At 71.6% G+C, this 20,106-nt stretch carries 15 protein-coding genes; 7 read left to right on the forward strand and 8 right to left on the reverse strand.

What is annotated here, in order from left to right; genetic code table 11:
- Positions 1-50 precede the first annotated feature (50 nt).
- The 6 genes from AB0K36_RS13490 to AB0K36_RS13515 all read right to left on the reverse strand — a co-directional run bounded on the left by AB0K36_RS13490 (position 51) and on the right by AB0K36_RS13515 (position 8,509).
- Positions 51-3,851, reverse strand: coding sequence for a multifunctional oxoglutarate decarboxylase/oxoglutarate dehydrogenase thiamine pyrophosphate-binding subunit/dihydrolipoyllysine-residue succinyltransferase subunit (locus tag AB0K36_RS13490; protein WP_364592662.1), 3,801 nt, complete (start codon positions 3,849-3,851; stop codon positions 51-53).
- Positions 3,852-4,173: 322 nt separating this feature from the next.
- On the reverse strand, positions 4,174-5,280 hold the full coding sequence (locus AB0K36_RS13495) for a HAMP domain-containing sensor histidine kinase (protein WP_364592665.1): 1,107 nt from the start codon (positions 5,278-5,280) through the stop codon (positions 4,174-4,176).
- Entirely contained in the window at positions 5,277-6,014 is a 738-nt protein-coding gene (locus tag AB0K36_RS13500; RefSeq protein WP_037776309.1) for a response regulator transcription factor, read from the reverse strand. The genes AB0K36_RS13495 and AB0K36_RS13500 overlap by 4 nt, the downstream gene beginning before the upstream one ends.
- 103 nt (positions 6,015-6,117) lie before the next feature.
- On the reverse strand, positions 6,118-6,813 hold the full coding sequence (locus tag AB0K36_RS13505; protein WP_364592668.1) for a spermine/spermidine synthase domain-containing protein: 696 nt from the start codon (positions 6,811-6,813) through the stop codon (positions 6,118-6,120).
- Between the two features lie 129 nt (positions 6,814-6,942).
- Entirely contained in the window at positions 6,943-7,584 is a 642-nt protein-coding gene (locus AB0K36_RS13510) for a GNAT family N-acetyltransferase (protein ID WP_364592671.1), read from the reverse strand.
- Positions 7,585-7,696: 112 nt separating this feature from the next.
- Complete coding sequence (locus AB0K36_RS13515) at positions 7,697-8,509, reverse strand: nucleotidyltransferase domain-containing protein (protein ID WP_364592674.1); 813 nt, start codon at positions 8,507-8,509, stop codon at positions 7,697-7,699.
- A 139-nt stretch (positions 8,510-8,648) separates the two neighbouring features.
- Here AB0K36_RS13515 and lon point away from each other — a divergent pair, with 139 nt between their 5' ends.
- Positions 8,649-11,060: an endopeptidase La gene (lon, locus tag AB0K36_RS13520; protein WP_364592677.1), complete on the forward strand. Its 2,412-nt coding sequence runs from the start codon at positions 8,649-8,651 to the stop codon at positions 11,058-11,060.
- A 105-nt stretch (positions 11,061-11,165) separates the two neighbouring features.
- Positions 11,166-11,969 (forward strand): pentapeptide repeat-containing protein, encoded by an 804-nt coding sequence (locus AB0K36_RS13525; protein ID WP_364592680.1) that lies wholly within the window; start codon positions 11,166-11,168, stop codon positions 11,967-11,969.
- A 37-nt stretch (positions 11,970-12,006) separates the two neighbouring features.
- Here AB0K36_RS13525 and AB0K36_RS13530 read toward each other — a convergent pair whose 3' ends face one another.
- Positions 12,007-12,831 (reverse strand): lysozyme, encoded by an 825-nt coding sequence (locus AB0K36_RS13530; RefSeq protein WP_364592683.1) that lies wholly within the window; start codon positions 12,829-12,831, stop codon positions 12,007-12,009.
- A gap of 230 nt (positions 12,832-13,061) precedes the next feature.
- On the opposite strand from AB0K36_RS13530, the gene AB0K36_RS13535 reads away from it, so the two are divergent.
- Positions 13,062-13,544, forward strand: coding sequence for a MarR family winged helix-turn-helix transcriptional regulator (locus AB0K36_RS13535; RefSeq protein WP_364592686.1), 483 nt, complete (start codon positions 13,062-13,064; stop codon positions 13,542-13,544).
- Between the two features lie 58 nt (positions 13,545-13,602).
- On the opposite strand, the gene AB0K36_RS13540 is transcribed toward AB0K36_RS13535, so the two are convergent.
- Entirely contained in the window at positions 13,603-14,391 is a 789-nt protein-coding gene (locus AB0K36_RS13540; protein WP_364592689.1) for a hypothetical protein, read from the reverse strand.
- Between the two features lie 365 nt (positions 14,392-14,756).
- Here AB0K36_RS13540 and AB0K36_RS13545 point away from each other — a divergent pair, with 365 nt between their 5' ends.
- The 4 genes from AB0K36_RS13545 to AB0K36_RS13560 are packed head-to-tail and all read left to right on the forward strand — an operon-like array spanning position 14,757 to position 20,101.
- Positions 14,757-18,572, forward strand: coding sequence for a sensor histidine kinase (locus AB0K36_RS13545; RefSeq protein ID WP_364592692.1), 3,816 nt, complete (start codon positions 14,757-14,759; stop codon positions 18,570-18,572).
- The gene (locus AB0K36_RS13550) at positions 18,569-19,051 is read left to right on the forward strand and encodes a roadblock/LC7 domain-containing protein (RefSeq protein ID WP_005311997.1); all 483 of its coding nucleotides are present in this window, start codon (positions 18,569-18,571) and stop codon (positions 19,049-19,051) included. Before AB0K36_RS13545 ends, AB0K36_RS13550 begins: the two co-directional genes overlap by 4 nt.
- A complete protein-coding gene (locus AB0K36_RS13555; protein ID WP_189465957.1) occupies positions 19,051-19,449 on the forward strand; it encodes a DUF742 domain-containing protein in 399 nt (132 codons plus the stop codon). Before AB0K36_RS13550 ends, AB0K36_RS13555 begins: the two co-directional genes overlap by 1 nt.
- Positions 19,430-20,101 (forward strand): GTP-binding protein, encoded by a 672-nt coding sequence (locus AB0K36_RS13560; protein ID WP_435877860.1) that lies wholly within the window; start codon positions 19,430-19,432, stop codon positions 20,099-20,101. Before AB0K36_RS13555 ends, AB0K36_RS13560 begins: the two co-directional genes overlap by 20 nt.
- Positions 20,102-20,106: the final 5 nt, after the last annotated feature.

Genomic DNA, 20,106 nt, shown 5'->3' on the forward strand with positions numbered 1-20,106 from the left:
GGTGTTCGCGGGGCCGGGCCGGGCATTCGTCGAGGCAGCCGGGCTGCGGGTTACGCGTCGAAGACCTCGTTGACCAACTGCTGCTGCTCCGCCTGGTGGCGCTTCGCCGAGCCCACCGCCGGGGACGAGCTGTGCGGGCGCGAGATGCGGCGCAGACGCTCGCCGTGCGGGATGTCCGCGCCGACGGCCAGGTCGAGGTGGTCGATCAGGTTGAGCGCGATGAACGGCCAGGCACCCTGGTTCGCCGGCTCCTCCTGCGTCCACAGGTACTTCTCGGCGTTCGGGTACTTGGCGATCTCGGCCTGGACCTCCGCACCCGGCAGCGGGTACAGACGCTCGAGGCGGATGATCGCCGTATCCGTGACGCCGCGCTTCTGACGCTCGGCCTCCAGGTCGTAGTAGACCTTGCCGGAGCAGAAGACGACCTTGCGGACGGCGTTCGGGTCGACCGAGTCGTCGCCGATCACCGGGCGGAAGCCGCCGGTGGTGAACTCCTCCACCTTGGACGCCGCGGCCTTCAGACGCAGCATCGACTTCGGGGTGAAGACGATCAGCGGCTTGTGGTGCGGGTTGTGGACCTGCCAGCGCAGCAGGTGGAAGTAGTTCGACGGCAGGGTCGGCATCGCGACCGTCATGTTGTCCTGCGCGCACATCTGCAGGAAGCGCTCGGGACGCGCGGAGCTGTGGTCCGGGCCCTGGCCCTCGTAGCCGTGCGGCAGGAGCAGCGTGACGCCGGAGTGCTGGCCCCACTTCTGCTCGGCGGAGGAGATGAACTCGTCGACGACGGTCTGCGCGCCGTTGACGAAGTCACCGAACTGGGCCTCCCACATGACCAGCGCGTCCGGGCGGGCCAGCGAGTAGCCGTACTCGAAGCCCATCGCCGCGTACTCGCTGAGCAGCGAGTCGTAGACGTTGTAGCGGGCCTGGTCCTCGGACAGGTAGAGCAGCGGGGTGTAGTCCTCGCCGGTCTCCTGGTCCACCAGCACCGCGTGGCGCTGGCCGAAGGTGCCGCGGCGGGTGTCCTGGCCGGAGAGACGGACCGGGGTGCCCTCCATCAGCAGCGAGCCGATGGCGAGGGTCTCGCCCATGCCCCAGTCGATCGTGCCGTCCTCGACGGACGCCGCGCGGCGCTGCATCTGCGGCATGAGCCGCGGGTGCACGGTGATGTTGTCGGGGATGTTGACCTGGGACTCGGCGATCCGCTTGACGACCTCCTGGGAGACCGCCGTCGTGACCGCGACCGGGAACTCGGCCTCGACGTCCGGGACATGGGCCGGGGCCGGGTGGCTGGTGGCCTCGCGGACCTCCGCGAACACCTTCTCCAGCTGGCCCTGGAAGTCCTGGAGCGCCTGCTCGGCCTCTTCCAGCGTGATGTCGCCGCGACCGATGAGCGACTCGGTGTAGAGCTTGCGCACCGAGCGCTTCTTGTCGATCAGGTTGTACATCTGCGGGTTGGTGAACTGCGGGTTGTCGCCCTCGTTGTGACCGCGGCGGCGGTAGCAGATGAGGTCGATCACGACGTCCTTGTTGAACGCCTGGCGGAACTCGAAGGCGAGCCGCGCGACGCGGACCACGGCCTCCGGGTCGTCGCCGTTCACATGGAAGATCGGCGCCTCGATCATGCGGGCCACGTCGGTCGCGTACATCGAGGAACGCGAGGACTCCGGGGCGGCGGTGAAGCCGACCTGGTTGTTGATGACGACGTGGACCGTGCCGCCGGTGCGGTAGCCGCGCAGCTGCGACATGTTGAGCGTCTCCGCGACGACACCCTGGCCCGCGAAGGCCGCGTCACCGTGCAGCGCGATCGGCAGGACGGTGAAGTCCGTGCCGCCCTTGTTGATGACGTCCTGCTTGGCGCGGGCGACACCCTCGAGGACCGGGTCGACGGCCTCCAGGTGGGAGGGGTTGGCGACGAGGGAGACCTTGATCTGCTCGCCGTCGAGACCGGTGAAGGTGCCCTCGGCGCCCAGGTGGTACTTCACGTCGCCGGAGCCGTGCATCGACTTCGGGTCGAGGTTGCCCTCGAACTCGCGGAAGATCTGGGCGTACGACTTGCCGACGATGTTCGCCAGCACGTTCAGCCGGCCGCGGTGGGCCATGCCGATGACGACCTCGTCGAGGCGCGACTCGGCGGCCGAGTCGATGACCGCGTCGAGCAGCGGGATGACGGACTCTCCGCCCTCGAGCGAGAAGCGCTTCTGGCCGACGTACTTGGTCTGCAGGAAGGTCTCGAAGGCCTCCGCGGCGTTCAGCCGGCGCAGGATGCGCAGCTGCTCCTCGCGCTCCGGCTTGGTGGCGGCGCGCTCGACCCGGTCCTGCAGCCACTTGCGCTGCTTCGGGTCCTGGATGTGCATGAACTCGATGCCGGTGGTGCGGCAGTACGACTCACGCAGCACGCCCAGGATGTCGCGCAGCTTCATCATCGACTTGCCGGCGAAGCCGCCGACGGCGAACTCGCGCTCCAGGTCCCACAGGGTGAGCCCGTGCTCGGTGATGTCGAGATCGGGGTGCTTGCGCTGGCGGTACTCCAGCGGGTCGGTGTCGGCCATGACATGGCCGCGGACCCGGTAGGAGTGGATCAGCTCGAAGACCCGCGCGGCCTTGGTGACGTCGTCGTCGTGCGAGGCGTCGATGTCCTTGAGCCAGCGGACCGGCTCGTAGGGGATGCGCAGCGACTCGAAGATCTCGTCGTAGAACCCCTCCTCGCCGAGGAGGAAGTTGGCGACGATCCGCAGGAACTCGCCCGAGGCGGCGCCCTGGATGACGCGGTGGTCGTACGTCGAGGTGAGGGTCATCACCTTGGAGATGCCCAGCTTGTTCAGGGTGTCCTGCGAAGTGCCCTGGAACTCGGCCGGGTAGTCCATGGAGCCGACGCCCATGATGACCGACTGTCCGGGCATCAGACGCGGCACGGAGTGGACGGTGCCGAGCCCGCCGGGGTTGGTCAGCGAGACGGTGACGCCGGTGAAGTCGTCCATCGTCAGCTTGTTGGTGCGGGCGCGCCGGACGATGTCCTCGTAGGCCTGCCAGAACTCGAAGAAGTTCAGCGTCTCGGCCTTCTTGATGCCCGCGACGACCAGCTGGCGGTCGCCGTTCGGCTTCACCAGGTCGATGGCCAGACCGAAGTTGACGTGGTCCGGCTTGACCAGGGTCGGCTTGCCGTCCTTCTCCGCGAAGGACCAGTTCATCGACGGCATGGCCTTGATGGCCTGCACCATCGCGTACCCGATGAGGTGCGTGAAGGAGATCTTCCCGCCACGGGCGCGCTTGAGGTGGTTGTTGATGACGATGCGGTTGTCGAAGAGCAGCTTCACCGGCACCGCGCGCACGGACGTGGCCGTGGGCAGCTCCAGCGAGGCGTTCATGTTCTTCGCGACCGCGGCGGCCGGGCCGCGCAGCGTCACGAACTCGGGACCGCCGGCCTGCGTGCCGTCGGCCTTCGCGGCCGGCGCCGGCTTGGCGGCGGGCTTCGCCGGGGCGGCCGCGGGGGCCGCCTTGGCGGGAGCCGGGGCCTGAGCGGCGGGAGCCGGGGCCGGGGCGGCCGGCGCGGGCTGCGCCGGGGCCGCGGGCCGGGCCGGAGCGGCGGCGGCCGGGGCGGGTGCGGCCGCGGCCGCGTCGCTCTGAGTCTGCTTCGCGCCGGCGGCGGGGGTGTCCGCCGTGGCGGCCGCTCCCGGCTTGTAGTCGGCGAAGAAGTCCCACCAGGCACGGTCGACCGAATTCGGGTCCTGGAGGTACTGCTGGTAGATCTCGTCGACGAGCCACTCATTGGCACCGAAGGCGGCGGCAGGGTTCTGACCCTGCCCGGCTTGGTCGGTCGAGATGCTCGAGTTACTGGGGGACTGAGACGACACGGCGAGAACCGCCCTCTTCCGCTTCACAAGGTGATGGACAGCGGAAATAAAGGCTACGCCTCCCTGGCCGGGAGGTGCAGACCGGGCCGGTCAACGTCGCGCAAGTCACACCGAACGGCGCGTTTCGGGGCTGTTAATGGCGGGAAACAAGCATGGTTCGGTCGCGTGGGGGTATGCCTGTCGGCGGCTACGGGCCCCTGGCCCGCACCCTGACGGATGCCCGGCGACGTGCTGACCGGCTGCTTTCCGCAGCTGTGCACATCGGCTTCCCGTGTACCGAACACTTACACGGAGAATCTGCACTTCCGGTTCGAACCCTACGTCAAGGGCGTGCCTGCCTGAGGCCCGGAAGAGTGACCTGGATGCGGCAGCCGTGTGCGGATTCGGCCACCCCGATGCGGCCACCGTGCAGATCGACCGCCCAGCGCGCGATCGCGAGCCCCAGGCCCGTACCGCCGTCGCTGCCCGGTCCGTGCGGTGAGGGGACACGGCCCCGGTTGAAACGCTCGAAGACCCGGTGACGCTCCTGCTCCGGGATGCCCGGACCCTCGTCCAGCACCTCGAGGTCGAGCGACTCGGGATGCGGACCGCGCCGGGCCCGTACCGTCACCCTGCCGTGCGGCGGTGAGTGCTTCACGGCGTTGTCGATGAGGTTCGCCACCACCTGGTGCAGCCGCTCGGCGTCCGCGTGCGCGGTCAGGTCCGGCGGTGACACGTCCAGGTGGAGATGGACGTCGGTGCGGGTGTGATGGCCGGAGCCGGAGGCGAGGTTGCGCCGCGAGGAGGCGAGATTGGCCTCCTTCAGCACCCCGGACAGATAGGGCCACACCTCGAAGCGCCGGGCCTTCAGCGGCAGCACGCCGTTGTCGAGCCGGGACAGGTCGAGCAGTGTCTCGACCAGCCGGCCGAGGCGTTCCGTCTGCTTCAGCGCGGTGCGCATCGTCTCCGGGTCGGCCGCGGAGACACCGTCGACGACGTTCTCCAGAACGGCGCGCAGGGCGGCGATGGGGGTGCGCAGCTCGTGCGAGACGTTGGCGACCAGCTCCTTGCGGTGCCGGTCCACGGCCTCGAGGTCGTCGGCCATGCGGTTGATCGTGGAGGCGAGGTCGCCGAGCTCGTCCCGGCGGTCGGCGCCGCGCACCCGGCGGGTGTAGTCGCCGTGGGATATGCCCTTGGCGACGGTGTTCATCTCGTCCAGCGGGGCGGTCAGGCCGTGCGCCACGAACTGCGTGATCAGCAGGGTCGCGATGATCGTGAAGACCGTGATGAAACGCACCTCGGTCTTGCTGTGGAACGCCATCAGCATCAGACCGGTGGTGATGAAGACCGAGACCACGACGAGCGTGCTGAGCTTGGTCTTGATCGATATCGTGATGGACGCGGTACTCAGCCGCCTGCCCGGTCCACCGCCCGGCCCCCGCCGTTTCATGGCGCCGGCGTCTCCAGCGCGTATCCGACCCCGTGGACGGTGCGGATGCGCTCGGCGCCGATCTTGCGGCGCAGCGCCTTGATGTGGCTGTCGACCGTGCGGGTCCCGGAGGCGTCCGCCCAGTCCCACACCTCGGCGAGCAGCTGCTCACGGGAGAGGACGGCGCGGGGCGTGTTGGCGAGGCACACCAGCAGGTCGAACTCGGTGGGCGTCAGATGCACGTCCTCCGCCCGGACCCGTACGCGCCGCTGAGCGTGGTCGATCTCCAGTTCGCCGAGGCGCAGGATGCCGCTGCGCGGTGTCACCGCGGCGAGGGCCGCCCGCTCCACGCGGCGCAGCAGCACGTGCACCCTGGCCGCGAGCTCCCGCATGGAGAACGGCTTGGTCATGTAGTCGTCGGCGCCGACGCCGAGCCCGACGAGCATGTCTGTCTCGTCGTCACGGGCCGTGAGCATCAGCACCGGAACGGGCCGCTGCGCCTGCACCCGGCGGCAGACCTCCAGCCCGTCGAAGCCGGGCAGCATGACGTCGAGGACCATCAGGTCCGGTTGCCAGGCGTCCGCGGCGTCGACGGCGGCAGGGCCGTCCAGTGCCGTCTGCACCAGGAAGCCCTCCGCCCGCAGCCGTGCGGCGATGGCGTCGACGATCGTGGCGTCGTCCTCGACCACCAGCACCCGGCGCTGGGCCCCGGGTGTGGCCGCGACGCCGTTTTGCGTGGTGTGTGTCTGCTCCATCGCCCCGCCCTTGTACGCGTTCTCTGCGAGCTGCATGTGGATCCGGTTCGAAGGTAGATCCCGTGTGTAGTCCAGCAGCGTAAAGGCAGCGACGGCGTCCCGGCTACGCAGGGCGAACGCCGAGATGGACCACGTCCGGTACGGCCCGGGCAAGGCGGATCTCTTCGGTCCTTACCCCAGTGAACCCGGCATTCCGCAACGCGTCCTCGAAGCTGGTGGACGGCTTCGCGGACCATACGGCCAGCACCCCGCCGGGGTCCAACGCGCCTTTGCACGCGGCGAGTCCGGACGGCGAATAGAGATCCCCGTTGTCCTCGGTGACGGTCCAGTCGGGCCCGTTGTCGATGTCCAGGCACAGAGCGTCGTAACGGTCCGTGGTCGAGCGGAGGTATGCGACGAGATCCGTGTGAAGGATCACGCAGCGCGGGTCACCGAGGGCGTCGCCGGAGATCGCGGCGAGCGGGCCGGCGCGGTGCCAGTCGATGACGGCCTGCTCCCGCTCCACCACGGCGATCCGCCGCCAGGACGGGTCGGCGGCGGCGCGGGCGAGCGAGAAGCCGACCCCGAGGCCGCCGATGAGGACCCGGGGGGCCACGTTCCCGGTGCCGATCGCCCGGCGCGCGGCATCGACCAGCAGCCGCTCCGACCTGCCGTCGGAGGTGTTCATCAGGAAGCAGCCGTTCGCGATGATCTCGTACACCGGGTCTTCACCGGACCCGCGCCTGCGCAGCACGACCTCGCCACAGGATCCCTCCCGTCGGTCGAGGGTGACAGGGGTGTCTGTGGCGGGGAACGGCATGGCTCTCGACCTCCGGGCGGCTGTGCGGGACGACACGGATCGGGCCCCATCCTGGCCGGGCCCCGGTGAAGGGGACAAACCGATTAGGGCGGCCAGGGTGACGGCCCGTGCGGAGTGCGCGGGGCGCGCTCAGGCCGGCCGGTGGTACAGGCTGACCAGCGGGGCATGGGTGCGCCAGCCCAGGGACTCGTAGAGCGCCCGGCCGTCCGGTGTGCCGCCCAGCACGCCGACCCGGGCCCCGTGGTCGAGGGCGGCGTTGTGGAGCGTGTGCATCACCAGCCGGCCGAGGCCCTTGCGGCGGTGCTCGGGCGCGGTCTCCACCTGGTCGACCACGGCCGTGTGCCCCGTCGGGGCGACCTGGGCGCGCGCCGCGAACGAACCGTCAGGCGCCACGACCAGGGCCCGCACGACACCGCCGCGCGTCCAGGTCCTCAAGGTGTAGCCGGCGGGCACGGTGGTCGGGGTGCGGCGCAGCTCGGTGGACATCAGCCAGCCGGGCTCGTCGACGGCCCACTCGGGGCCGGCCCATTCGAGGACGCGGTCGGGATCGGCGAAGACCTTCAGCCAGACCGTCGGCGCGGCCACCTCCGCGGCGACCTTGCGCACGGTGGCCTCGTCGTCCGCGGTGAGGACGTGGCGGGTGGCGCTCTTGACCTGGCCGACGTCCACCGTGAAGCCCCAGGGTCTGGGCACGGGGTCCGCCGCGCCGCGCGAGACGACCCAGCCGTGGACCCATGCGTGGACGATTTCTGTGGTCGACCGGAAGGGCATCCGGGAACTCCTCGAGCGAGTAGGTAATAGATGCAGCGTGCTTGTGACCATTACATACTGCGGGGATGGGCGATCGCGACCTGATTCCGGGGTGACGTGGATCACGGTCACTTCACGGCGCCGGCCGGGCCGCCTTGGTCCCGTGCACCGCCGTGTACTCCGTGGCCAGCCACGGGCCCAGTTCGTCGACGAGCGTGCGGATCACCGCCTCGTCCGGCGTCGGCGCGCGGGCGGCCGCGGCGGCAAGCCGCATCTGGGCGGCCCGCCGCGGGTAATGGCCGGCGAACAGCTCCGCCGACGTCTCCAGATCGCTGGTCCAGCCGCCCCAGCGGGGCATGACCAGTGTGAAACCCGACCGTACGAGCCGCCGCGCGGCCACCCGGCACAGCGTGCGCCGGTCGGCGTCGGTCGCGGCGTCCCGCAGCCGGGCGCGCCAGCGCGGCAGTGCGAGATCCAGGTCTCCGTTGGTCTCGCGGGCCAGCAGCGACGTGGGGTACTGGGCGGGAAGGCGGGCGGCGAGGTCCTCGCCGATCAGCGGGGTGCAGAGGCAGGAGAGGAAGAAGCCCAGGTCGTACCGCTCCGCTTCGCGGAGCGCCGCCCCGATGCCGACGAGGAGGATGCCGGCACCGTCGATCGCGTCGGAGTCCCTGTCGAGCACCGCCTCCGCCGCGTCGGCGTCCGTCCGGTCCCGGGCCGTGGGCTCCGTGTGCAGGACCAGCAGCAGGTCGAGGTCCGAGACGCCGGGGACGGCGGTGCCGCGCGGAATGCTCCCGTAGAGGTAGGCGCTGTGCAGCCTGCCGTCGCCGAAGCGGCCGGCGATCTCCCTGCGGGCGGCGGCCACCACCGGCGCGAAGGCCGGAGTCACGCGGGCGAGCGCACCCTCCCGCGCGATGGTCCCGTCCGGGTTCAGCCCTTTGCTCTCCATCGGGTCACTGTCGCCCGCGCCGCGTCCTGTTTCCCACCGGATTTCTTCGATCGCTCAGAGCGAACAGCGGCCGGGGAACAATCAAGGGCTCATAACCATTGAGTCGGTACAGCTCAACTTGACTGCCTAAGGGGAGATCATGGCTGCCGATATCAAGGCGAACTCACCGCTCACACTGCCCGTCCTGCCGCTCGACGACGAGGTCGTGCTGCCCGGCATGGTCGTGCCGCTCGACCTGTCCGACACCGAGGTGCGGGCCGCGGTCGAGGCCGCCCAGGCTGCCGCCCGGCCCTCCGGCAACAAGCCGAAGGTGCTGCTCGTTCCCCGCGTCGACGGCACCTACGCCGCGACCGGTGTGCTCGGCACCGTCGAGCAGGTCGGCCGGCTCTCCGACGGCGACCCCGGTGCGCTGATCCGCGGCGTCGGCCGCGTCCGCATCGGCGCCGGCACGACCGGACCGGGCGCGGCGCTGTGGGTCGAGGGGACCGTGGTCGAGGAGACCGTGCCCGACCCGCTGCCCGGCGCGGTGACCGAACTGGTCAAGGAGTACAAGGCGCTCGCCACCGACTGGCTGAAGAAGCGCGGCGCCTGGCAGGTCGTCGACCGCGTGCAGCAGATCGACGGCATCTCGCAGCTCGCGGACAACTCCGGCTACTCACCCTTCCTGACCACGGCCCAGAAGATCGAGCTCCTGGAGACCAGTGACCCGGTCGCCCGGCTGAAGCTCGCCACCGAGCAGCTGCGCGAGCACCTCGCCGAGCAGGACGTGGCCGAGGCCATCGCCAAGGACGTCCAGGAAGGCGTCGACAAGCAGCAGCGTGAGTTCCTGCTGCGCCGTCAGCTGGACGCCGTGCGCAAGGAGCTGCGCGAGCTCAACGGCCAGGACGGCGAGGACGAGTCCGACGACTACCGGGCCCGCGTGGAGGCGGCGGACCTCCCGGAGAAGGTCAGGGAAGCCGCGCTCAAGGAGGTCGAGAAGCTCGAACGGGCCTCCGACCAGAGCCCCGAGGGCAGCTGGATCCGCACCTGGCTCGACACCGTCCTCGAACTGCCGTGGAACGAGCGGACGGAGGACTCGTACGACATCCAGGGCGCCAAGGCCGTCCTGGACGCCGAGCACGCGGGTCTGCAGGACGTGAAGGAGCGGATCACCGAGTACCTGGCGGTGCGCAAGCGGCGCGCCGAGCGGGGGCTGGGCGTGGTCGGCGGGCGGCGCGGGGGCGCGGTTCTCGCGCTCGTCGGCCCGCCCGGTGTCGGAAAGACCAGCCTCGGCGAGTCCGTGGCGCACGCCATGGGGCGCAAGTTCGTCCGTGTCGCCCTCGGCGGCGTACGGGACGAGGCCGAGATCCGCGGCCACCGGCGTACGTACGTCGGCGCGCTGCCCGGCCGGATCGTGCGTGCGATCAAGGAGGCCGGCTCGATGAACCCGGTCGTCCTGCTCGACGAGATCGACAAGGTCGGCTCCGACTTCCGCGGCGACCCCGCCGCGGCCCTGCTCGAGGTCCTCGACCCCGCGCAGAACCACACTTTCCGCGACCACTACCTCGAGGTCGAGCTCGACCTCAGCGACGTCGTCTTCCTCGCCACCGCCAACGTGCTGGAGGCCATCCCGGAGGCGCTGCTCGACCGTATGGAGCTGGTGCGCCTGGACGGCTACACGGAGGACGAGAAGGTCGTCATCGCCCGTGACCACCTTGTGCCGCGTCAGCTCGAGCGGGCGGGACTCGAGGCGGGCGAGGTGACGCTCGACGACTCCGCGCTGCGCAAGCTGGCGGGGGAGTACACCCGTGAGGCCGGTGTGCGGAACCTGGAGCGGTCCATCGCGCGGCTGCTGCGGAAGGTCGCCGCTCAGCACGAGCTGGGGGACCGGGAGCTGCCGTTCACCGTCACGCACGAGGAGCTGCGCGGCCTCATCGGCCGGCCCCACCACGTGCCCGAGTCCGCCCAGGACCCGGCCGAGCGCCGCACCGCGGTGCCCGGTGTGGCCACCGGGCTCGCCGTGACCGGCGCGGGCGGCGACGTCCTGTTCGTGGAGGCGTCGCTCGCCGACCCGGAGACCGGCGCGGCCGGACTGACCCTGACCGGTCAGCTCGGTGACGTGATGAAGGAGTCCGCGCAGATCGCGCTGAGCTTCCTGCGCTCGCACGGCGCCGAACTGGAGCTGCCGGTCGCCGACCTGAAGGACCGGGGCGTGCACATCCACTTCCCGGCGGGCGCGGTGCCCAAGGACGGGCCGAGCGCGGGCATCACCATGAGCACGGCGCTCGCGTCGCTGCTCTCCGGACGCCAGGTGCGTACGGACGTGGCGATGACCGGCGAGGTCTCACTCACCGGCAGGGTGCTGCCCATCGGCGGTGTGAAGCAGAAGCTGCTCGCCGCCCACCGGGCGGGCATCACCACGGTCGTCATCCCGAAGCGGAACGAGCCCGACCTGGACGACGTCCCGGCGGAGATCCTCGAGAAGCTCGAGATCCACCCCGTGACCGATGTCCGGCAGGTGCTGGAGATCGCGCTGTCCTCGGCGGAGCTGCCGGTGACCGCGGCGGCCTGACCCGCTCGGCGCCGAGGGCCCGGTGGTGGTGATCCACCACCGGGCCCTCCGCCTGCCCGTCGGCCGCCGCACCGGGCTCCTTCTCAGGTCCCGCACAATGGAGGGATGAAGACCCTGCGTGCCGACTGCGAGAACTGCTTCGGACTCTGCTGCGTGGCGCTGCCCTTCACCGCCTCCGCCGACTTCGCCGTGAGCAAGGACGCCGGCAAGCCCTGCGCCAACCTGCGTACCGACTTCGGCTGCGGTATCCACGCACGCCTCAGGGACAGCGGCTATTCGGGCTGCACCGTCTACGACTGCTTCGGCGCGGGGCAGCAGGTCTCACAGGTCACCTTCGGCGGGACGAGCTGGCGTGAGGCCCCGGACACGGCCCGGCAGATGTTCGACGTCTTCCCCGTCGTGCGGCAGCTGCACGAACTGCTCTGGTACGTGACCCAGGCGCTGACGCTGGACGCCGCCCGTGAGCTCCACGGGAAGCTGCGCCGGCGCCGGGAGCACATCGAGGAGCTCACCCGGCTCGCTCCCGGCGCGCTGCTGAAGCTGGACGTCGGAGCCGAACGCGAGCAGGTCAACGTCCTGCTGCTGCGTGCCAGCGAATTGGTGCGCGCGGGTGCGGGGACCGGGCGGAAGAAGAAGGACCGCAGGGGAGCGGACCTGATGGGCGCCCGGCTGCGGAACGCCGATCTGCGGGGTGTCAGTCTGCGCGGCGCGTATCTGATCGCGGCCGACCTGACGGGTGCCGATCTGCGGCTGGCCGATCTCATCGGCGCCGACCTGAGGGACGCCGATCTGTCCGGCGCGGATCTGACCGGCTGCATCTTCCTCACCCAGCCGCAGCTCAACGCGGCCAGGGGCGACGCGGCCACCCGGCTGCCCGACGGGTTCACCCGCCCCGCGCACTGGTCGTGACGACCGGCGCGGCGGGACGGGCCACCGTGAGCCGGTGTCAGCCGTTGGCGAGCGCCTGGACGCGGTCGTACGCGCCGTTGAACTTGTTGTGGTCGCCGACGATCGGCCCGGACGAGGTGTACTGCCACATCGTGTAGTAGGGCCAGCCGGCCGGGAGGGTGCCCGGCGTGGTGTTGTAGCGGGCGATCCACAGCGGGTTGGCGGCCCCGAAGCCGGCGTAGTTGCCGGTGCACTGCGTCCACCAGTTGGTCGCCGTGTAGATGACCGCGTCACGGCCGGTGCGTGCCTTGTAGCGGTTCAGGAAGTCGCGGATCCAGGTGACCATCCCGGCCTGCGACTTGCCGTAGCAGGCGGCGCCGTACGGGTTCCACTCGATGTCGAGGACACCGGGAAGGGTCTTGCCGTCGCGGGACCAGCCGCCGCCGTTGTCGACGAAGTAGTCCGCCTGGGCGGTGCCCGTCGTGGTGTTCGGGGTGGCGAAGTGGTACGCGCCGCGGATCATGCCGATGTTGTACGAGCCGTTGTACTGCTGCGCGAAGTACGTGTTCTTGTAGTACGTGCCCTCGGTGGCCTTCACATAGGCCCACTTGACGCCGCTGGTCCACAGAGCCGACCAGTTGACGTTCCCCTGGTGGCTGGAGACGTCGACGCCTTCCGTCTGGACGGCACGGGTGTCGCGCGGGGGGCCGCCCTGGCCGTCGTGGGCGACGACGCCCATGCCCATGTGGGCGGAGCCGCGCTCGGGCCAGGGGTCGGCCGTGGCGGTGCCGGGGAGCGTGAGGAGAAGCGAGAGGACTGCGAGGAGAGTGCCGGCCGCGGCGAGGCGCCGACGACCGGTCGTTCCGGATCTGTGCACGGGCATAGCGTGCCTCCGAAGGCCTCGGTGGGGGGATCTGACGATGTGTCGACATGTCATGGCGGAGTGAATGGTGTGGACATGCCATGAAGGACGCTACGCACGTAGACCCCGCGGTAGGAAGGGGGCCTCGGCGCCGCCGTTGGTCTACGCCTGCGAAATACTGGCGGAGCTGCGGCGATACCGGCCGCCGTAAGAAACTTTCACGACCGGGAAAGCGCGCGAGGGGTGCTGACGTGCACGAAGGCGGTACGGCGGGTGGAGCGGGCCCGAACGGCGGAAGTGGTGTGGACCAGGAATTCCTTGCGCTCGAGAGGGAGTTGGCCGTCTTTCTGCGCCGCGCCAGGGCGTCCTCCGGTGAAATGGCCCGCGAGGTCCACCCCGAGCTCGAGCCCGCCGCCTACGGGCTCCTCGTGCGGCTGGACGAGGCCGGGGCCCAGCGGGCCACCGAACTGGCCGGCTACTTCGGCGTCGGCAAGGCGACCATGAGCCGGCAGCTGCGGGCCCTCGAGGAACTGGGCCTGGTGTCCCGCGAACCGGACCCCGCCGACGGCCGCGCCTCCCTCGTGCGGCTCACGGAAGAAGGAACGGCCCGGTTCCGCCATGTGCGTGACGCCCGCCGTGACCGGTACCGCAACAAGCTGGCCGGCTGGGACCGTCACGAGGTCGCGGAGCTGGCGCGGCTGCTGCACCAGCTCAACGCCCGCGCGGAGAGCTGACGCGGTCGGAGCCGAAGGGCCCCCGCGGAGACAGGAGGAGCGGAGAGCCCCCGCGGAGTCACAGTTCGGCGAGGACCACGGACGCGTCGTCGTGGAGCTTCCACCGGACCACCGCCGTACGGGCCTCCGCCTGCGCCTCCAGCTCCCGCACCCGGTCGATCAGGCCCTGCGCACCCTCCTCGCGCAGCAGCGCCACGCACTTCTCCCAGTCGCCCGCACCGAACATGTCCACCCAGCGCGAGGCGCCGTCGGTGAGCGCCACGACGGCGCTCACCCGTTCGCGTGGAACGCCGCCCGCCACCGCGCGCAGGGCCACCTCCGGGTCCGCCGCCGCCGTGAAGAACCCGCCCTCCGCGTTCCGCAGCGCGTCCGCGGAGGCGTGGGTCCGCAGCGCCTCGCGCGGCAGGCGGTCCAGCCGGTCGTCCAGCACCGCGGACACCGTCCCGTCGGGCGACCGGAGCAGCAGCGTCGAGTCGGAGAGCACCAGGTACTCGACGTCCTCCTCCGGTCCGCCCCAACGCGCCAGCACCACCGTCGCCTGGGGCGTGCGGACGTGAGAAAGGTCACAGGTGTCGCGATGGGCGTCCGCGGTGCGCCGGATTGCCTCGGAGAGCACCTCCCGAAGTGTCAGGTCACGCCGCGAACCGGACAGTTCGACCAGAGAGCCGCCCAGCCGGGCCGTGAACCACGGCACACCGTGCACGCACCCCGCGTCCCCGCGCGGAGGCGTCACGCCGTCGAGCGCCACGACGGTTCCACCCTGGCCCGAGGCGGGCAGGGCGACGGACACCCAGTCCTCGTTGGGGCGTTCGGGAGAGCCGGGGGAGGTGGCCAGTTCGATGCGCATGAACCCAGTCTGCATGAGACCTTCACAAGGCCCCCGCAGGGCGGCGCTTGGCCCGTACCAGCAGGTCAGACGGTGTGCTTCGCCCCGAATGGGCGACTGTGCGAAGCTGCGGGCGCACATAGTGCCAAAGGGGGGCCGGAAGGTCCAACCCACGGGCTCCGCGCGGCCCGGCGGACCGCTCCGGGAAGTTGTTTGCCAACTCACGAGTGTTGTTCACTCGTTCGGGTGGCGGAGCGGCCGATGCGCGCCTCCCTCCCAAAGGCACTGGAATGGTCGGAAGCCGTACCAGGGGTGGGGCTTACGCGCGTGACCGGTCGTCATCTCTGCTTCATGGGTGGACGAGTCAAGCAAGATTGCGAGCACCGGTGCAGAAGAAGCGGCCTCGGGGCAACGGCGGCAGGCCCACTGGAACCCCGTCCACGGGAGCACCGGGCGACCTCCAGGCCCCGGTCCCTCCCCAGCAGATCCCGGCGCCCCGTGCCCAGGACACAGCCGCGCAGGACGCAGCCGGACAGGCCGCGACCCCGCAGGCACCGGCAGGCCGCTCCCGACGGGTACGCAACCGGCTGGTCGCCGGTGTCGCCGTCGCCGGCCTCGTCGTCGTCGCCGCGGGCACTCCCGGGATCCTCGCCGCGTCCGGCGACCTGACCGAGTCCCAGCGGCTGGTGACCCTGGCCGCGCTCGACCGGCAGGCTGTCACCCTCGCCCACTCGCTCGCCGACGAACGCGACGAGCTCACCGCGTACATCGCGGCCGGCGGGGAGGAGCAGGAGGGCGACAAGAAGGACCGCCGCAAGGTCTCCGACAGCCTCGGCGACCGCGTCGACCGGCAGCTCGACGAGATGCGCGACGCCCTGGCCACCGACCGCGCGGAGCTTCGCCGCTCACTCGCGTCCGTGCCCTCGGTCCGCCGCACCGCGCTGTCCGGCGAGGGCACCGCGATGGAGACCCACCAGGCCTACACCGCGGTCATCTCCGCACTGCACGCCCTGGCCGGCGAGCTCGCCGACCGGACGCCGCCCCGCGCCGCGGACGCCACCAGGGCCCCCGCCCAGCTCGGCCTCGCCGTCGAACAGGCCTCCGCCGCCCGGGGGCTGCTGCTCGCCGCGCTCGCCGTCCCCCAGCCCGACCCGGTCCTCTCCTACGACCCCGTGACCGGGCTCCCCGTAGAGAGCGCCGGCGAGGACACCGGCGCCGACGCCCGCGCCCGCAACGCCCTCACCGCCGCCGCACAGCAGGCCCGGGTACGCGAGCTGGCCGCCCTCGCCGACTTCGACCAGGCCGCCGGGCCGGCCGCCCGGGACAAGTTCGCCGCCACCGTCACCGGGCCCGAGGTCAAGACGGCCGAGACCTATCTGAACCGCCTGACCGACCAGCCCAGGCTCTCCGACGCGGAACGCGGCACGGACCCCGTCGAGCTGGAGGCCGCGCTCACCGCCCGGATCGAGCAGATGCGCGGCGCGGAGTCCTCCCTCGCCACCGAGCGGACCGAACGGTTCGAGCAGCTGCGCGACGACGACCTGACCGCTCTCGAGATCCGTATCGCCCTCCTCGGCGGCCTGGTCGTCGTCACCGTCGGCGTGCTCGCCGCGGTGTCCCGCACGCTCACCCGCCCGCTCGCCGTCCTGCGGATCGGCGCCGCCAGGCTCGCCGACGCCCCGGTCCCGCAGAGCGAGGAACCGGTCCGCTTCACCGGGCGCAACGACGAGTTCGCCCAGGTCGTACGGTCCCTCAACACCCTCCACGGCAAGCTCCGCGACCTCGGGACACGAGCCGCGCAGCTGGACGCCGACCGGGACGAACTCCTCGGCTCGCGCGCCGCGCTCGAGGCCGAGCTGACCGAGGCGCGCGCCGAACTGCGGCAGCGCACCGAGGAGACGGCCCGCGAACTGGGCCGCCTGCGCCACACCGTCCACCACACCTTCGTGAACCTCTCGCTGCGCACCCTCGGACTCGTGGAGCGCCAGCTCGGCGTCATCGAGAAGCTGGAGGAACGCGAGCAGGACCCGGAGCGCCTCGCCACGCTCTTCAAGCTCGACCACATGGCCACCGTCATGCGCAGGCACAGCGAGAACCTGCTGGTCCTCGCCGGCACCGACCACGGACACGGCCATGTCGGCCCCGTCCCGCTCGTCGACGTGCTGCGCGCCGCGGTCAGCGAGATCGAGCGCTACGAGCGGGTGGTCATCCAGTCCCTCCCGCCGCACGCCCAGGTCGCCGGCTTCGCCGCGGACGACCTCAGCCACCTGGTCGCCGAACTCCTCGAGAACGCCACCTCGTTCTCGCCGCCGGACGCCCAGGTGGAGCTCTCCGGCTGGCTGCTGGAGAGCGGCGAGGTGATGCTCTCCGTCCAGGACGCGGGCATCGGTATGACCGCGGGCCGCATCGCCCGGATCAACGCCCGGCTCGAGGACCCCGAGTCGTACGAGACCGAGCCCCCGGCCGGCCGTGAGGGCGAGGGCCTCGGACTGCGGGTGGCCGCGCTGCTCGCGGCACGCCACGGGGTGCGGATCCAGCTCCGCGAGCACAAGCAGGGCGGGATCACGGCCGTGGTCGTCGTGCCCCAGGCGCTGCTTCCGACGGGCCCGCCCGCGACGGCGGGGCGCCAGGTACCGGTGCCGGGCGCCGCGCCGGCGGTGAACCTCCCCGGCTCGGTGGCGGAGGCGAACTCGAACGCCCTGCCCAAGAGCCCGCGACGGCAGGACACGGACGCGGCGGACGCGGACGGCCCCGAGGACGCCCCTTCCGGCGGAGCGGATCCGCTCGAAGACTCGGGCACGCCCGGCCACGAGGCGGACGCGGCCGAGCCTGCGGCACCGGCGGAGGCTGCCGCCACGGCGGCACCGGCCGCACCGGCTGCAGCGACCGAGCCGGCCGCGACGGCCGTACCGGCCGAGCCTGCCCTGCCGATCCAACCGACAGATGCGACCGCGCCTGCGGCGACGGAAGCTGCCGCCACGGCGGTACCCGCCGCACCTGCCGATGCGACCGAGCCGGCCGTACCCGCCGCACCTGTCCAACCGGCCGATGCGACCGCGCCGGCTGTACCGACCCAACCGGCCGATGCGACGCCGCCTGCGGCGACGGAGGCCGGCGCCACGGCCGTACCTGCCGCGCCGGCCGCACACGCGGCACCGGCCGGACGGCCGGCATCGGCCGCACCGACAGAACCGGCCGCAGCGGCCGAGCCTGCCGCGACGGAGGCTGCCGAACCGGCCGCACCTGCCGCCACGGCCGGCCGGACGGCACCGGCCGCACCCACAGAACTGGCCGCAGCGGCCGAAGCGACCGCGCCTGCCGCGACGGAGGCGGCCGCCACGGCCGCGCCGACCGACGAGGCCGAACCGGCCGCACCTGCCGCACCTGCCGCGCTGGCCGTACCTGCCGCAGCGTCCGATGCGACCGAGCCTGCCGCGACGGACGCTGACGCCACGGCCGCGCCGGCCGCACCCGCGGCCCCGGCCGCACCCGCCGGTGACACGGTTCCGGACACCGGTCTTCTCGCCGGGTTCGACAGCGCCGATGTGCTCGACGACGGTCCGGCCGGCCCCGGTGACGGCCTCGCGCAGGACCACGTGGGCAGCCACCACGGTGGCGACGGCCTCGCGCAGGGGCATGAGCACGGCCACGCGTACGGCCAGGGCCTCGACCCGCAGGCCGAGCAGCGGCTCGAGCGGGATCCGTTCGTCGAGGCCGCGGAGCGGGCGATCCTCGCCGCCGCCGCGGAGCCGGAGACACACGAGCGGACGGCCGACGGCGACCCGGTGACCACCGGCGTCGACCAGGAGACGTTCACGATGCGGCTGCCGAGGCAGCCCGAGCCCGGGCCGGAGCCGGAGCCGGAACAGCAGGCGGAGCCGGCGGGAAGCACGCCGCAGGCTCCCGCCGCCTGGGACCGGGTCACGGACAAGGGCCTGCCCAAGCGCACCCCGAAGTCCGTCCAGCCCGCGGCCGCCCCCTCCGGGCGCACCGGGAGCGTCGACGCGGAGGCCCTGCGCCGCCGGCTCGGCGGCTTCCACCAGGGCGCCAAGGACGGCCGCCGTGACGCGGAGGCCGAGCTCGCGGAGACCACAGCACAGACGGAACCGGCGGACCCGGCACCCCGGACGGACCGGGAGCGGGCGGACCGGCGGGAGACCGAAGCGGAGACGGGGGACACAGTCGAGGAGGCACGCAGTTGACTGCGACCGGCACGTTCGGCCTGAGCAGCGAGGCCCGCAACCTTCAATGGTTGCTGGGCAATCTGGTGGAGGAGGTGCCAGGGGTGCGCTCCGTCGCCGTCGTCTCGTCCGACGGACTGCTGCTGCTCTCCTCCGACGCGGAGCAGAACGCAGCCCCGGCCGCCGTCGCCCCGCGCGAGGGCCCGAAGGGCTCCAGCGCGGACCTCGCCACGATCGTTTCCGGCATCGGCAGCCTCACCGTCGGGGCCGCCGGCCTGATGGACGGCGGAGGCGTCAAGCAGACCATGGTCGCCATGGAGGAGGGCAGCCTCTTCGTCATGTCGATCAGCGACGGCTCCCTGCTCGGGGTGCACGCGACCCCCGACTGCGACATGAGCGTCGTCGCCTACCACATGGCGCTGTTCGTAGGCCGCGCCGGACACGTACTCACCCCCGAAGTCCGCAGTGAACTGCGCAAATCGATGGAGAGTGGTCTGTGATGACCGGCCCCCGACTTCCCGTGCGCGGTGACGGCAAACGTCCCGCCCGGGTCCGCCCGTACTCCCTGACCGGCGGCCGTACCCGCTTCGGGCACGTGCTGCTCGTCGAGACGTTCGTCGCCGCGCTCGAGGCGCCGCCCGAGCGCAGGGAACTGCCCGGTGGCACCCTCGCGTCCCGGGTGATGCCCGAGCTGCGGGCGATCGTCGAACTGTGCCGCCGTATGCGTACCGTCGCCGAGATATCGGCGCTGCTCAAGATGCCGCTCGGTGTCGTCCGGGTCCTGCTCAGCGACCTGGCGGACCAGGGAAAGATCCGTGTGTACGGGACCGGTCACGGCACCGGCCAGCCCGACCGCGCACTGCTGGAAAGGGTGCTGAGTGGACTCCGCCGCCTCTGACACGCTCGCACGGCCCGACGCCGCGCCCCTCGACCTGTCTCCCGGTGCGGCGCCCGAGGCCCGTACCGAAGAGGCGGTGCAGGCCTGGCAGTTGGACACCACTCGTGCGCCCACCGCGACGAAGATCGTCGTCGCGGGCGGTTTCGGCGTCGGCAAGACGACGTTCGTCGGCTCCGTCTCGGAGATCACGCCGCTCCAGACGGAGGCGCTGATGACCCGGGCGAGCGAGGAGACCGACGACCTCACCGCCACGCCCGACAAGGTCACCACGACGGTGGCCATGGACTTCGGCCGGATCACGCTCGACGACGACCTGGTGCTGTACGTCTTCGGCACGCCCGGCCAGCAGCGTTTCTGGTTCATGTGGGACGACCTGGTGCGCGGGGCGATCGGCGCGATCGTGCTCGCCGACACCCGGCGGCTGCCCGACTGCTTCCCGGCGCTCGACTACTTCGAGAGCTGCGGGCTGCCGTACATCGTCGCCGTCAACCACTTCGAGGGAACGACCGCGTACGAGGCGGCGGACGTACGGGAGGCCCTGACGGTGCCGCCGCACGTACCGGTTGTGATCATGGACGCCCGTAACCGGATCACGGTGATCGAGTCGCTGCTGGCGCTGGTCGCCCACGCCCTCGACGCCACCCCCGAATAGCCTCC

It is taken from the genome of Streptomyces kurssanovii (genome assembly GCF_040677245.1).
Lineage (GTDB): Bacteria > Actinomycetota > Actinomycetes > Streptomycetales > Streptomycetaceae > Streptomyces > Streptomyces kurssanovii.

What these genes read in the sequence shown, in the direction of transcription:
- AB0K36_RS13510 (WP_364592671.1), bottom strand. Translation starts at nt 7,584, where the DNA reads ATGCCCTTCCGGTCGACCACAGAAATCGTCCACGCATGGGTCCACGGC.
- AB0K36_RS13500 (WP_037776309.1), bottom strand. Translation starts at nt 6,014, where the DNA reads ATGGAGCAGACACACACCACGCAAAACGGCGTCGCGGCCACACCCGGG.
- AB0K36_RS13525 (WP_364592680.1), top strand. Translation starts at nt 11,166, where the DNA reads ATGAAGACCCTGCGTGCCGACTGCGAGAACTGCTTCGGACTCTGCTGC.
- AB0K36_RS13515 (WP_364592674.1), bottom strand. Translation starts at nt 8,509, where the DNA reads ATGGAGAGCAAAGGGCTGAACCCGGACGGGACCATCGCGCGGGAGGGT.
- AB0K36_RS13530 (WP_364592683.1), bottom strand. Translation starts at nt 12,831, where the DNA reads ATGCCCGTGCACAGATCCGGAACGACCGGTCGTCGGCGCCTCGCCGCG.
- AB0K36_RS13540 (WP_364592689.1), bottom strand. Translation starts at nt 14,391, where the DNA reads ATGCGCATCGAACTGGCCACCTCCCCCGGCTCTCCCGAACGCCCCAAC.
- lon (WP_364592677.1), top strand. Translation starts at nt 8,649, where the DNA reads ATGGCTGCCGATATCAAGGCGAACTCACCGCTCACACTGCCCGTCCTG.
- AB0K36_RS13555 (WP_189465957.1), top strand. Translation starts at nt 19,051, where the DNA reads ATGACCGGCCCCCGACTTCCCGTGCGCGGTGACGGCAAACGTCCCGCC.
- AB0K36_RS13505 (WP_364592668.1), bottom strand. Translation starts at nt 6,813, where the DNA reads ATGCCGTTCCCCGCCACAGACACCCCTGTCACCCTCGACCGACGGGAG.
- AB0K36_RS13495 (WP_364592665.1), bottom strand. Translation starts at nt 5,280, where the DNA reads ATGAAACGGCGGGGGCCGGGCGGTGGACCGGGCAGGCGGCTGAGTACC.